This is a genomic window from Paenibacillus sp. J31R109, assembly GCF_059692055.1.
Map to the genome: position 1 here is coordinate 160,342 of NZ_JCAUAR010000011.1, position 13,857 is coordinate 174,198.

A 13,857-nucleotide genomic window follows, 5' to 3' on the forward strand; every position below is an offset into this window, starting at 1 on the left:
GCCTAATTGGTAAAAGTTAGGATTTGTAATAAACGCTGTAGGAGTACCGCACTTTGTGCTCTTGTTGCTTCTTTCTCTGGATCAAACGATGTGGGGCTCATGCCCTGCATCAACTGTAATTGAACCAAACGTTGAACCGCGTCAGCCGACCACGATTTAATTTGCTTTTGATCTGTAAATGCAGGCAGATTACCTGTTGCTTGTTGATCATCATAACCTGCAGCCTGTAGCGCTCGATTGACCATGACAGCCATTTCTTCACGTGTAATCGTCTGATTAGGTCGGAAAGTACCGTCTTCATAGCCCTTTATGATGCCACCTTCAACTGCAGCATTGACGGAATCGTTGTACCACTCGTTACTGCTCAAATCTTTAAAAGCTGTATTCGCATTCGATGACTTGATGCCAAGCATCCGTGTGAGAAGTGCCGCTAGCTCTGCACGTGTGATCGGTTGATCAGGACGGAATTCCTCTTTAGAAACACCTTGAACGAGCTGTTTATTTGCCATTCGCTCAATGCCCTCTTTTGCCCAATGCTTATTCGTATCGGTAAACGAAATATGATTTTCAATGAACAGAAACGTTTCATTTGAATGACTATACAGAGTAACTTCTCCGGATTTCATGGTAAGTGGCACGGGTTCATAGGTTGTATTCCCTTGCGCGTCTTTGACCACTCTTACAGCTGCAAGATTACGTTCATTGATCGTTGGATCTACCTTTACGGTATATGGTACATAGGAGCTGAAACTGGAAATCGTTGCTTCTGACTTCCCATCTCCCGCGACTGCCTTCATGGTAAAATCAATCGCGTACACGACTTTGAAACCTGCAGCAGTTGCCTGCGTTGAAGCGTTATCGTTCTTTCCAATATTGATTTGGATCCCAACGTTTTCTGGTTTATCCCCTAGCTGTGAAGCGAATTGAGATATGTTCAATTGGTTGAGAGGGAGTTTCACGCTTCCAATTTCGGTTTCAATCGTCGCAGATGGGATACCGTTCAGCTTGTGAAGAGCTTGCTGATTCAACGTAAGCTGTACCTGCCCTACATCTTTTGGTGAATCCACCACGATCGTAATCGGACCTTTCCCTTGTGCTTTTAAAATAGTATCCAGCGTCTTTTCATCTAACGTTGCTGTAGCTACGGATGTGCCATTATCTTCCGTTACTTTAGCAATCAGAATTTCAGAACCGTTACTTGGCGGAGTGCTGCCAGTTGATGGTGGAGTTGATGAACTGTTATCTCTAGTTACTTTCAGATGATAGGTCTTCGTCAAAAGATTTTCTGAGGTAACTACAATCGCAATGACATTGTCTCCTACTTGTAATTGAATCGCATTGGAAGCCGAGCCGTTTACAACCGCTGTTCCATTCACACTCACAGTAGCTGCACTGTTCGCTGCCGTCGGTGTTACTTGAATTTCAGTTACCCCGTTAGATACATTCGATGTATACTCCGTTTTGGCAGCATCAAATGTGGGACTTAACGTTCCTGCGGTGATGACTAGGTTACTTAAATTATTATTTGTTGATAAAACGCGTGTAACAGTCAATTGATAAGTCTTCGTCGATAAATCCTCTGCTGTAACTACAATTGCAATGACATTCTCTCCTACTTGTAATTGAATCGCATTGGAAGCTGAGCCGTTTACAACGGATGCTCCATTCACAGTCACTTTAGCTTCGCTGTTGTTGGTTGTTGGCGTAATAAGAATCTCACTTCTTCCATCTGGCAAGATAGACGTATAAGCTGTTGTAGTTGCATCAAATGATGGACTTAACGTTCCAGCACTGATTCCCAAGCCACTTAGCGTATTGTCCGTTGAAGGCCATACCTCCGTTGCAGTTACGCCAACAGCCTTATCATAATTCGCACCCGTATTGTTCAAGATATTTTTACTCACATGAATGTTAGTCCCTGCCTGCAGTCGAATCCCATTTGAATTTCCAGTAATTATATTCCCTGCAATTTCAACGTTCTGAGGGTCTCCAGCTCCAACATAATTAGCGTTCAGGTCACCATTATCGTGTTCAAGCAAAATACCCCAGTAATCTGTCGCCGTATTATTGAGAATCTTGTTATTGATAATGCGAGTTCCCGGCCCATTTAAAATATTAATGCCTGCCGCATTCGCTACAGATGTCGTATTCTCAATCACATTGTTCTCAATCAACGTTTCTGGTGTGCCCATGGTGACAACAATACCTTCCCGCGAATTGCGAATTATGTTGTCGTGGATATGATTCTTAGGTCCGGATTTGCTGTGATTTGATGGTGCCGTTCCCCCTGTATTCCCTAGGCCAACTCCACCGCCAGTCCAAATATCCTCGATGGTATTTCCGTATACTTCGTTCAAGTACTCCAACTCACCATGAAGATCAATAGCATCGAGTTTGGTTCTGTTGTAATGATTGTTACGCAGCGTATTGTTGTGTGCAACATTTTGAATTAGAGATCCATGTCGCAAATAAGGGCCTTCAAAGGTAGAATCTTCAACCACATTCCAATACGTATCATTATCAAAACCAAGACGATCCACCTTCGGCATCCCTTGAATGGAGGTTCCGTAGCCTGCTCCCCCGCCTCCAAGATCTGTTGCGTTACGGAAGGTACTATGGCGTACGATCACATCGTGACTGTTCTCAATACGAATTGCCATTCGTCTAAAACGTTCCACGGTTACATGATCTATCGTCACGTTATAGGACGGAATATCCCCGTAGTTGGCAATAGCGATTGAGCTATCTGGCCCACCGGCAGCAGGGTTATTTGTAGCATGCTCAAGTGAAAACGAGCGATTCCACGTTGAAGTAATCGTCAGGTTAGAAACCAAGATGTCATGTTGACTTGACGACTTCACAACCGAACTATTTTTAATATCGTCGATACTAGACTTCAGTATGGTTTCTACTTCACTTTGTCCCCGTAAATTCACGCCGGACTTCAGCTTCAAATTCACAAACCCATCAGGCGAAGTGATTAGGTTATACACACCGTTTGGCAGGTAGACTTCGTCACCAGGTGATGCAGCATTTATAGCATTTTGAATCGCAACACGGTCATCATTCGCATTATCTGCAGGATCTGCACCGTAACTAGTTACATTGATTGTTGCACCTGTGACTGGATTCGGTGTATGCAGCACGTGTTCCGTGCCATCTGGGTTCGTTAAACCAGCTTTGGTGAAAGGAACAGCACCTGGAGGTGCAGTTGGTGTAATATTCGGAACTATTGCAACCGGTGTATCACCAGTCAAATAGGGCGCATAAATCATCACATCTGTTAAGCTGGTAAACGTACTGCCATCTGAATTTCCATGCCCAATAATTCTAACGAAACGAGCATCCGTATCTGGTATATCAAAAGCCTGCATATTCGCTGTGGTCATACGACTATTTCCACTAAATACGTTTGTCCATGTTAAGGCATCATTTGAAGTCTCAATATCAAGCCGTGTAGAACGTAAATCACCTTTATAAAAAGCGATACCTACATAGCCAATTCGTTTGGATTGACCTAAATCAAACATGATATACTGACCATCGCCAGATGCTGACCAGCGACTGTATAAGTTGTTATCTAAGGTGTTGCTCTCCACGTTCCCATCACTGCTGCTCGCATTCACTTCGACTACAGGAATTGGAGTCACGGGAGCAGCTAATGTTTTAGTGGAATACGTTAATGGCTGCGTGGTGTAGTTCCCAGAAATATCTCCGGCGTAGACAGCATAGGTAACATTTGTTGAAGGACTTAAGCCTTGCGCTGTGTAGTAGGTACTGCCAACAACGGTTTGGAGTAACGTGTCGTTATGATAAATCTTATAATTCGAAACTGCACTATCATCGGTTGCCGCTGGCCAAGCTAGTTGGACGAAGTCTGTCCCTAGATTGATTGAATTCAAGGCAGCACCGTTCGGCCATTGTGGTGGGGTGGTGTCACTTTGTACAAGACGTTTCACAAGAAGCTGCGTTTCCGGATTAGTGACTGAAGTATTATCTTTGGAATACAGGTTTACAGATTTGCTTGTTACCAAGGCATCTGCGACTACAAAACTTACAACCCCATCCGCTAAATGTCGTCTCACATAATCAGAGACATCAACATCATGATAAATCGGCTTAACCCCATTGAGCGTCGTTATCGTAAATTGACCTACCTGCTCCATTAGTGATAGATCCTTTTGTAGAGCTGTGGCATTGTTCCATGTGAACGTGCTCTCCTGCCATGAATTGTCGGTTAATCCGAAGACTTGCAAATCCGCTGTGGTGAGGCCGCTTCCTAATTTAGCAGAAACCTGCAAAATGTATTTATAGCTGAGATCTGCTGCATTCGACACATCAAATTTAAAGTACATTTGTTTTTTTTGCGTACTGCTGGTTGAGACACTGAATAGCCCATCTGTTGATCCATTTTTTTTATCATAGACCGTATTTAATACAGATGGCACCTCGATATCCGGTGTCTTCCAATGGATTGCACCATCTGCTGAAGGAGGCAGCGTGCTAACAACCACTTCAGGATCCACAGCCGCCATACCAGCTGTAGGAAGCAACATAAGCGAAAATAACATCGAAAAAATCAACATAATGGCTATCTTACTTTTGAAAAGATGAAATTTCATTGTAGCAAAACTCCTTATCGTTATATTTCGACAATTGTAAGCGTATACAAAAATGATCATACTTGTTTTCGCCGAAAATAAATTGTCATTTATTTAGGTTAGGGGGTGGATAAATTAGGATTTTGTTATCAAACAAACCTCTATCTTGTGGACGGCGAACTGCCCTTGCGCACATTTCTTGTGCGCTAGCGAGCCCCCGCCGGCGGCGCAACTGCCCTTGCGCACATTTCCTGTGCGCGCTAACATGCAACCGCCGCAGGCGAACTACCCTTACAAACAAAAAAACCGATCCAAAAAGATCGGTTTCTTTTGTGCAAATCCCTAATACAAAGGCTGCGGTGTATACACAGGCTGCTGCGGGCATTGCGGGTACGGCAAAATATCCCTTACTTGATTAAACGTATAATGCTTCGTAGCGAATTGCGTATGGTATAAATACTCAATGACGTAGATCGAGCCACCTTGTACACTGCACAGAATACCAGATACCCCGGTACCATCCATCAAGGAAATACCAACAGGCCTTCCAATTAAGGCGTAAGCTTTTTGCTGAATGGGCATAAGTCATCATCTCCTGATGTACCCTATGCCATCCTCCGCCCAAAGGTTCAACCTCATTGCAACTTTTCCACGCCTACCCGTCCAGAGAAAAAGGTAGCCCCACCGCCCATATCGGCCACGCGATCTGGTGTCAGGACGTTCACGCGCGTTTTGCTGCCTGGTGTATCAGCCCAAAGTCCTTGACTGACAACTACCCCGCGCTGCACATCGCGACCAGCCATTACGACCAGCTCACACTCGCCGCGCTCGTTCCACACACGTGCGAAGTCGCCGCTGGCCAAGCCCAAAGCCGATGCATCGTCTTCATGCATATGCAGCTTCGGCACTTTCTCCATGCGAACATGCTTCTCATTATGCGCAAAGGTTGAATTCAAGAAGTTATGATTCGGCGCCGGAATGAACATAAATGGCAAATCACTCGTCTCAGCAAGCGGTACATACGTTGGAAGCGCTGGAAAACCTTTACTCGCCATGTCGGCCGAGTATAGTTCGATTTTGCCGCTAGGCGTTCGCAGTTTCCCGGGAAATAAACGAACAGTCGCCGCCTTCATGAATCCGGAATCCAATAAAGAATCAAACGAAATGTCTGCTAAAGCTGGATTTTCAGGGTGATTCAAAGCTTGACGAACCATGTCCTCATCGCTGTCCCGCAGCGCTTCATCTTCGTAGCCCATCTTCTCTGCAAGCAGTCGGAACACGTCTACATTCGCTTTGCTCTCACCATAAGGTGCAATTACTGGCAGCTGAAGATGCACATAGTGATGCCAATAAGAGCGATAGAAGTCTGTATTTTCAAAAGAGGACGTCGCTGGAAGCACAATATCCGCATACTTGGCTGTCTCGGTTAAAAACAAATCATGTACGACAGTGAATAGATCCTCCCGCTCTAGCCCTTCTTTCACCTTATTCGCATGTGGCGCCACCAACGCTGGGTTGGAATTATACACGTACAACGCGTGGATAGGCGGGTCTAGTTCGAGCAAGGCGCTGCCTAACAAGTTCATATTGATGAGACGCGCATCCTTCGCACGCAAATCCGGCCGTTGCAAGGCCGGCAAATTATGCTCTAAATAAGCGCCGTTCCCTTTGATCGCACCGCCGCCTTGATGCAGCCATTGTCCCGTTAACGCGGGTAAGCAAGCGATCGTCCGCACGCACATACCGCCATTATCGTGGTGCTGAATTCCGTTACCTATACGAATGAAAGCTGGCGAAGTCTCCCCATATAACCGTGCAAGGCGATAAATGTCCTCCACTGGCACACCTGTTATCGCAGATACGCTAGCAGGATCATAGGACTTTACGTGCTCCCTAAGCTCCTCATAGCCTAGCGTAAATTGCTCTAGGAAATCTTCATCCGTCATCCCCTCGGCAAACAGAATGTGCATCATGCCAAGTGCGAGAGCCGCGTCCGTCCCTGGCAAAATGGGAATGAACCAGTCCGCCCAGCGGCCTGTTTGGTTCTTATGCGCATCAATGACGATGATTTGCGCGCCATTCTTGCGAGCTTTCTCAGCCAGCATCACCTGATGCATATTCGTGCTGACGGCATTGATGCCCCACATGATGATCAGCTTCGCATGCACCGTATCCTCGGGATCGGTCCCATAGCTGCCGCCCATCGTGTACTTGTAGCCTTCCGTGCCGGCTGATTCGCAAATCGAATACATGAGACGGCTCGCTCCCATTCGGTGGAAGAAGCGACGATCCATGCCTTCTGTCCCGATGCGTCCCATATTGCCATAGAAACTATAAGGCAAGATGGCTTCTGGGCCTTCCGAGGCAATCAGTTCCTTCCAACGACTCGCGATCGTGTCCAATGCCTCATCCCAAGAAATCCGCTGGAACGAGGCCTCTTCCCCTTTGGGGCCGACGCGTTTCATGGGATGCTGCAGCCTTTTATCATCGTAAATACGTGCTGTCATGTTGCGAACCTTGTTACAAATCGCTCCCTGTGTCACGGGGTGGTCAGGGTCCCCTTCTATTTTGACAATCTTCCCATCTTGTTTATGAAGCAGCAGTCCGCACTGATCTGGGCAATCCAGAGGGCAAACAGCTGGAAAAATACCTTGTTGTTCTTCGGTCATTGTCGTAGTCATCGTTGCACGCATGTTCTTCTTTCTAGCTCCTTTCCACACACCTCATTTCTTTACTATATACCGAAAAGGAATGGAAGTGAAACTGCGCACTTTTAGTACAAATGTTCAGCTGACCAATCTCCCTCTAACAGATGACGGCCCAACTGAGGTAGCTTTAATGCTTTAATCGCTTGTTGTAAATAGTCACCATCCCAACGAATGTCCTGTATTTTGGACAAAGCTGCCGTATGAACAGCGTTATCCTCTTGGTTAAGCTGTACGAGTGAATTCATATCTTTCGTATAAAAGGAGGCGTCCCATCTGACTTTGGTCATAATGGCAACGGCAATTTCCACCGGGATTCCTTTCATTCGGGAAATCAGCTCTGCCGCGGCATCCGGATCCTTGCGAATAAAAGCGTGTACGCGGAGATGTGCTTTCAAATAAGCAATCGTATCTCCCTCGTGAAGATGAACCCACCTCTCGTCTGCGACGACGCCCGTCAGGTAATCTTCCCCTATCCCTTCTTGAAAAAGCACGCTGCCCACTCCGTGATAGTTAACCAAAGAAATATAGGGCTCCCACATGGCGCATCCTGCGATCTTCCTTTTGACAATCCCCGCCATACTCTCATCCATTTCTTTGTGAATAACGTGATCTTCGTTACCTCCCAGTGATTGGAGCAGCTTCGATAACCGTCTACCAGCACTTGATTGTGCGGCTGACGTCAGTGACCAACTGCAAATTTCCGACAGATCACTAGGCTCCAACCCTTTGCGCAAAATGAGCGAAATCCCTTGTCCACCGGACGTTTTACCATCAAAAGCGATAAGAACAGGATGAAAAGCCGGGAACGTCTGACGCAGCGAAGAACCAAGAACAATCGGATAGTCTCCCAGTGAGGCAATTTGAATGCTGCCGCCTATCATCCCTTGCAGAAGAACTGCCCCGTTCGCACCATCAAACCATTTCACCTGAACGACACGACTTGGATTGGCTGCAGTAAGCTCTTCTTCCAACCAACCTAGCTCTTTCATGATGAGAGATGTCCACATATGAGCGGTTCCACTCTGATAGCCCACCGTTAACGTAGGGCTTTCTTGCGTAGATACGGTAGATGATGCTCCTGCTGTAAAGACAGGATTCTGCAGACTTACTGCATGGAGACGCACCCATTGCTCTAACTCTTTTTTATCAATTAAGATCTCTTTGCCAATTTTCACAAAAGGAAGTTGCTTTAATTTACGCCACCGGTCAAAGGTTGAACGGCTAACACCGAGTATATCAATCGCTTCCTGCAAGGGTATCAGATTGAATCGCTGTACGGACATCAAAGCCACCTCCATGGGATTCATAATGGTCATTCATCGTCATTCCTGTTCATGTGTTGCCAACTCATTGACAGAAAATGGGTGCAATCGTATATTTCATTATAGAAACTAATACATAGTAAGTCTATAGGAATTATAAGTTTAAAACCAGAAATTATCGTAAGGGGGAATTGGAATATGTTGACCATACCATTGAAAAGAAGTTATGTGACTGCACTGTCTCTCATCCTGGCCTCATCCCTAGTCGTATCCGCTTGTGGTAACAAAGATCAAACCGTTTCAGCCAAAGGCCAATCGCCAGAAGTAACTGAGCTCCGCTATCAAGGAGGCGTTGGATCTGTTACGTATCCCGAATTAGCCGAAGATTTAGGCTACCTCGCCCCCTTGAAACTGAAATTTATCGGCAATACCATCAGCGGCCCACAAGATATTCAATCGGTCGTAACCGGTGATACGGACTTTGGCGGTGCCTTCAATGGTGCCATCGTGAAACTGATCGCTGCGAAAGCACCGATTAAGCCCGTTATTTCTTACTATGGTGTCGATGATGCTACTTGGACGGGATATTACGTGTTGGAGGGCAGTTCCATTAAGAATGCAAGAGATCTCATCGGTAAAAAAATTGCCGTGAATACCTTAGGCGCACATCATGAATTCGTCATTAAGGAATATTTGCATAGAGCCGGCCTTACGGCAGATGAAATCAAACAAGTCACACTCGTTGTCGTACCTCCTGTTACGACCGAACAGACATTGCGCGCTGCTCAGATCGATGTAGCTGCACTCGGCGGGGTACTTCGAGATAAAGCGGAAGAGCGAGGCGGCATTCGTCCCTTATTCAAGGATAAGGATTTGTTTGGCACTTTTAGTGCTGGCAGCTACGTGCTGACGGACAAATTCATCAAGAACAATCCCAATACTTCTCGTAAGTTTGTTGAAGCGACGGCCAAAGCCATTGAATGGGCGCGTACAACACCTCCAAGCGAAGTTGTGGCACGCTACGAGAAGATCATCAACGCACGCGATCGCAAAGAAGATGCTTCTACCGTTAAGTTCTGGAAAAGTACAGGCATCGCAGGAAAAGGGGGGCTCATTGCTGACAAAGAATTCGACACCTGGATTCAATGGCTTGTCAACGAAGGAGTAATCAAAGAGGGACAGCTGAAAGTCAAAGGCTTATATACCAATGAATTCAATCCTTTTATCAATGAGAAAAAGTGAAGGAGGCACATCAATGACAGCTAAAATCAGCATTCAGCATGTGCAGAAATCTTTCCGCATACAGCGGAACTTGGGACACCTGAAAGAAGATGCACAGCCTATCTCAGCTTTACAAGATATTAATTTGGACGTCAAACAGGGAGAATTCATGGTCATCGTTGGCCCCAGCGGCTGCGGTAAATCCACATTGTTGGACCTCCTCGCAGGGTTAACGAAGCCTAGCAGCGGACAAATCCTACTAGATGGGAAGCCCATCACTGGGCCTAATCTTGACCGGGGGATTGTGTTCCAGCAGTATGCCTTATTCCCTTGGAAAACAACGCTGGCCAATGTGGAATTTGGCTTAGAAGCTAAGGGCGTGCCTCGTAAGGAACGACGCAAAACCGCCCTTGAGTTCATTCAGTTAGTGGGTCTATCTGGCTTCGAAAATAGATACCCCCACGAAATTTCCGGCGGAATGAAGCAGCGCGTTGCAATCGCAAGAAGCTTAGCTTATGACCCTGAAGTGCTGCTGATGGATGAGCCTTTTGCAGCGCTAGATGCACAAACGCGAGAAACACTGCAAAGCGAATTATTGCGCATTTGGGAAGCCACGAAGAAAACGATTATTTTTATCACGCATGGTATCGAAGAAGCCGTGTATTTGGGCCAACGAGTCGCTGTCATGACCTCGCGTCCTGGGCGAATCAAGACGGTGCTTGATATTCCTTTTGAATCGAGGAGAAGTGAAGAGGATTTGAGATCCAACCCCGATTTCGTCAAGCTGCGGCATGAGGTATGGGATTTACTCAAAGATGAAGTAAGCAGAGCGCAAGAACAAGAGAAAAGTAAGACCTTGGATAGCTTTGATCCTAGTAAATCAGTAATAAAAGGAGGCGTTATCAATGGCTAGTGTAAATGCAGGTAAAGCCTTGGCCTTAGGTAGAAAGGAAAGTTTTGATGCCATCGGCTGGATCGTAATTAAGCTGCGAAAAGCTTTTAAAAACACCATCGTTATTCTTGCCTTGCTGCTCTTATGGGAATTTGCCCCGCGCCTCGGACTCGTCGATGCCACCTTCTTCCCTCCGATCACCGAAATCGCTACGGCCTGGTGGCAGCTGCTGCTCTCTGGTGATCTCGCTGAGCATACGACAGCAAGCTTATCGCGCTCTCTCGGCGGATTCTTGTTAGCCATTGGGCTGAGTATTCCCCTCGGACTTGCGATTGGCTGGTGGAAGCCCGTATCCGAGTATCTCAATCCATTGCTTGAGTTGCTTCGAAATACAGCAGCGCTGGCCATTCTACCCGTATTCATCCTCTTATTAGGGCTAGGTGAAACCTCCAAAGTCGCCATCGTGCTCTATGCGTGCGCTTTCCCGCTTCTACTAAACACAATTAGTGGTGTGAAGAATGTAGACCCCCTTTTAATTAAATCAGCTCGTTCCATGGGTCTGTCTTCGATTCAACTATTTCGCAAGGTTATCATCCCTGCTGCAATTCCCACGATTTTCGTAGGCATTCGTCAGGCAGGTGCAAGCTCAATTCTCGTACTTGTCGCCGCTGAAATGGTAGGTGCCAAATCAGGCCTCGGTTACTTAATTCAATACACGCAATTTAGCTTCCAGATTACGAACATGTACGCAGGCATTATTTCGATTTCCGTGATTGGTGTCATTATTAATTTTTTACTTGTTACGCTTGAGAAAAGATTAACCGGCTGGAAGCAAACTTACAGCGAATAAACGAAAAAGGTGGCGAATGACGATGAGTCAATCCAAAAGACAACTGCATTTAAATGTTTTTCTCATGAACACTGGACATCACGAAGCTTCCTGGAGGCATCAGAATACGGAGCCTGAGAACATCACCGATATTCGGTATTTTCAACGTATCGCTCAAATTGCGGAGAAGGCAAAGTTCGATTCTCTCTTTCTAGCAGATGGGCTGGCCGTAAGTCAAAATATTAAGCATGGCGCGTTCGTTGGCCTCGAGCCTTTTACTTTACTGTCGGCATTAGCTGCTGTTACGGAGCATATTGGACTGATTGGCACCGTCTCGACGACGTACAACGAACCTTTCATGTTGCGCGTAAATTCGCTTCGCTGGACCATATCAGCAAAGGTCGCGCTGGCTGGAATATCGTTACGTCTGGCAGTTCCTTTGAAGCCAGCAATTTCAGCAAAGATACCCATTTAGAGCACAGCAAGCGCTATGAACGGGCAAAAGAATTCTTAGATGTCACAACTAGCTTGTGGGACAGTTGGGAAGATGAAGCTCTCATCATCGACCGAGAATCTGGCACTTTCGCAGATCGGAGTAAAGTTCGAGAGATCAATCATGTCGGCGACACGTTCAAAGTGCGCGGTCCCTTGAATATTCCTAGATCTCCACAGGGCTATCCTGTGCTCGTTCAAGCTGGATCTTCCGAGGATGGCAAAGAATTCGCTGCCCAGTATGCGGAAGCGATTTTTACAGCACAGCAAACGCTAGTCGAAGCCCAGCAATTTTACGCTGATGTGAAAGCTAGATTAGTGAAGTTTGGCCGCTCTCCTGAGCAGTTAAAAATATTGCCTGGCATCTGCCCCATCATCGGTAGAACCGAATCCGAGGCGAAAGAGAAAGAGCAACAGTTAAACGAATTAACCGTTCCTGAATATGGGCTCAATCAGCTGTCCAATATGCTAGGTGTCGACTTGCACTCCTATCCCTTGGATGGTCCATTGCCGGAGCTTCCTAGTTTGTCTGATATCAACGGCAATAAAAGCCGCTTTCAACTTGTCGTTGACCTCGCTGGCCGCGAAAATCTAACCATCCGCGCGCTGCTTCACCGCCTCGCCGGCGGTCGTGGGCATCGTACATTTGCTGGCACCCCAATCCAAATTGCTGATCAACTCGAGGAATGGTTCTTGCATGGCGGCAGTGACGGTTTCAATGTGATGCCGCCGTATTTACCTGCAGGTATTGAAGAATTCGCCGAGTTTGTCATCCCGGAACTGCAACGCAGAGGCTTGTTTCGAACTGAGTATTCCGGTTCTACACTTCGCGGGCATTTGGGACTTGCGAGACCCCTTAACCAGTATGCGACTGTTGCCGTAGAAGGCGCATAAAAACTATAATCTGTGGAGGTTATGACCATGAGTACACATGAGCAAGTTAATCAAACAGCTGGGAACATTGAGGTATTACCGATTGCGGGAAGAATTGGCGCAGAAATTAAAGGAGTAAGCCTTCAAGCTGATCTGGATACCCAGTCAGTATCAGCGATTCGAGAAGCCTTATTGCAGCATAAAGTGCTTTTCTTTCGTGGACAGCACCAGCTGGATGACGCTGGACAAGAAGCTTTCGCCCGCTTGTTAGGTGCTCCTGTCGCTCATCCCACGGTTCCAATTAAACAGGGTACCGACTATGTGCTAGAGTTGGACTCCAATCATGGGGGTAGAGCTGATTCCTGGCATACCGACGTAACCTTCGTAGATGCTTATCCACAAGCATCCGTCCTCCGTGCCGTCGTTGTGCCACTCTCAGGTGGAGATACCGTCTGGGCGAACACGGCTGCTGCGTATGAGCACCTCCCTGCAGAGCTTCGCAACCTGGTTGATCGGCTCTGGGCAGTGCATAGTAATGATTACGACTATGCCGCACATCGTCCGCAAGTATCCGACTCGGCGAAGCAACATCATCGGGAAGTATTTGCCTCCACCGTGTATGAAACAGAACATCCTCTCGTTCGTGTGCATCCAGAAACAGGTGAGCGCTCCTTGGTTCTAGGGCATTTTGCCAAAAAAATTATCGGCCTTTCCTCTGCTGATTCTGCGCAATTGCTGGCGCTGCTTCAATCCCATATCACCAAGCTGGAAAATACCGTTCGTTGGCGCTGGTCCCCTGGCGATGTCGTCATTTGGGATAATCGGGCAACGCAGCATTATGCGATTAATGATTATGGCGATCAACATCGGATTGTTCGCCGAGTTACGGTAGATGGGGATATCCCCGTTAGCATTGATGGTCGACAAAGCGTTACACGTAAAAAGCAGCCTAATGCCTCTTAATAAATAATCCCCGCCC

The 13,857-nt window shown here is 46.8% G+C and carries 8 protein-coding genes and 1 pseudogene; 5 read left to right on the forward strand and 4 right to left on the reverse strand.

The window, feature by feature from the left end; translation table 11 throughout:
* Window positions 1–2: 2 nt before the first annotated feature.
* From AC58QT_RS24530 to AC58QT_RS24545, 4 genes are all read right to left on the reverse strand, one after another.
* Window positions 3–4,622, reverse strand: coding sequence for an S-layer homology domain-containing protein (locus tag AC58QT_RS24530; RefSeq protein WP_497411285.1), 4,620 nt, complete (start codon window positions 4,620–4,622; stop codon window positions 3–5).
* Window positions 4,623–4,943: 321 nt separating this feature from the next.
* Window positions 4,944–5,183 carry a hypothetical protein gene (locus AC58QT_RS24535; RefSeq protein WP_310501182.1) on the reverse strand — a complete coding sequence of 80 codons (240 nt, stop codon included), beginning with the start codon at window positions 5,181–5,183 and terminating at the stop codon, window positions 4,944–4,946.
* 53 nt (window positions 5,184–5,236) lie between these two features.
* On the reverse strand, window positions 5,237–7,294 hold the full coding sequence (locus tag AC58QT_RS24540; protein ID WP_497411286.1) for a molybdopterin-dependent oxidoreductase: 2,058 nt from the start codon (window positions 7,292–7,294) through the stop codon (window positions 5,237–5,239).
* Between the two features lie 80 nt (window positions 7,295–7,374).
* A complete protein-coding gene (locus tag AC58QT_RS24545) occupies window positions 7,375–8,592 on the reverse strand; it encodes a helix-turn-helix domain-containing protein (RefSeq protein WP_497411287.1) in 1,218 nt (405 codons plus the stop codon).
* 177 nt (window positions 8,593–8,769) lie between these two features.
* Here AC58QT_RS24545 and AC58QT_RS24550 point away from each other — a divergent pair, with 177 nt between their 5' ends.
* The 5 genes and pseudogenes from AC58QT_RS24550 to AC58QT_RS24570 all read left to right on the forward strand — a co-directional run bounded on the left by AC58QT_RS24550 (window position 8,770) and on the right by AC58QT_RS24570 (window position 13,841).
* Window positions 8,770–9,813 (forward strand): ABC transporter substrate-binding protein, encoded by a 1,044-nt coding sequence (locus AC58QT_RS24550; protein ID WP_497411288.1) that lies wholly within the window; start codon window positions 8,770–8,772, stop codon window positions 9,811–9,813.
* A 13-nt stretch (window positions 9,814–9,826) separates the two neighbouring features.
* Window positions 9,827–10,705, forward strand: coding sequence for an ABC transporter ATP-binding protein (locus AC58QT_RS24555; RefSeq protein WP_497411289.1), 879 nt, complete (start codon window positions 9,827–9,829; stop codon window positions 10,703–10,705).
* Window positions 10,698–11,534: an ABC transporter permease gene (locus tag AC58QT_RS24560; RefSeq protein ID WP_497411290.1), complete on the forward strand. Its 837-nt coding sequence runs from the start codon at window positions 10,698–10,700 to the stop codon at window positions 11,532–11,534. The genes AC58QT_RS24555 and AC58QT_RS24560 overlap by 8 nt, the downstream gene beginning before the upstream one ends.
* Window positions 11,535–11,556: 22 nt before the next feature.
* Window positions 11,557–12,899: pseudogene (locus AC58QT_RS24565) on the forward strand (LLM class flavin-dependent oxidoreductase).
* A gap of 27 nt (window positions 12,900–12,926) precedes the next feature.
* Window positions 12,927–13,841, forward strand: coding sequence for a TauD/TfdA dioxygenase family protein (locus tag AC58QT_RS24570; RefSeq protein ID WP_497411291.1), 915 nt, complete (start codon window positions 12,927–12,929; stop codon window positions 13,839–13,841).
* The last annotated feature ends 16 nt before the right edge of the window (window positions 13,842–13,857 follow it).

Excerpts from the sequence above, each read along its gene's own strand:
- AC58QT_RS24555 (WP_497411289.1), top strand. The coding sequence starts at position 9,827 with ATGACAGCTAAAATCAGCATTCAGCATGTGCAGAAATCTTTCCGCATA.
- AC58QT_RS24570 (WP_497411291.1), top strand. The coding sequence starts at position 12,927 with ATGAGTACACATGAGCAAGTTAATCAAACAGCTGGGAACATTGAGGTA.
- AC58QT_RS24545 (WP_497411287.1), bottom strand. The coding sequence starts at position 8,592 with ATGTCCGTACAGCGATTCAATCTGATACCCTTGCAGGAAGCGATTGAT.
- AC58QT_RS24550 (WP_497411288.1), top strand. The coding sequence starts at position 8,770 with ATGTTGACCATACCATTGAAAAGAAGTTATGTGACTGCACTGTCTCTC.
- AC58QT_RS24560 (WP_497411290.1), top strand. The coding sequence starts at position 10,698 with ATGGCTAGTGTAAATGCAGGTAAAGCCTTGGCCTTAGGTAGAAAGGAA.
- AC58QT_RS24540 (WP_497411286.1), bottom strand. The coding sequence starts at position 7,294 with ATGCGTGCAACGATGACTACGACAATGACCGAAGAACAACAAGGTATT.
- AC58QT_RS24530 (WP_497411285.1), bottom strand. The coding sequence starts at position 4,622 with ATGAAATTTCATCTTTTCAAAAGTAAGATAGCCATTATGTTGATTTTT.
- AC58QT_RS24535 (WP_310501182.1), bottom strand. The coding sequence starts at position 5,183 with ATGCCCATTCAGCAAAAAGCTTACGCCTTAATTGGAAGGCCTGTTGGT.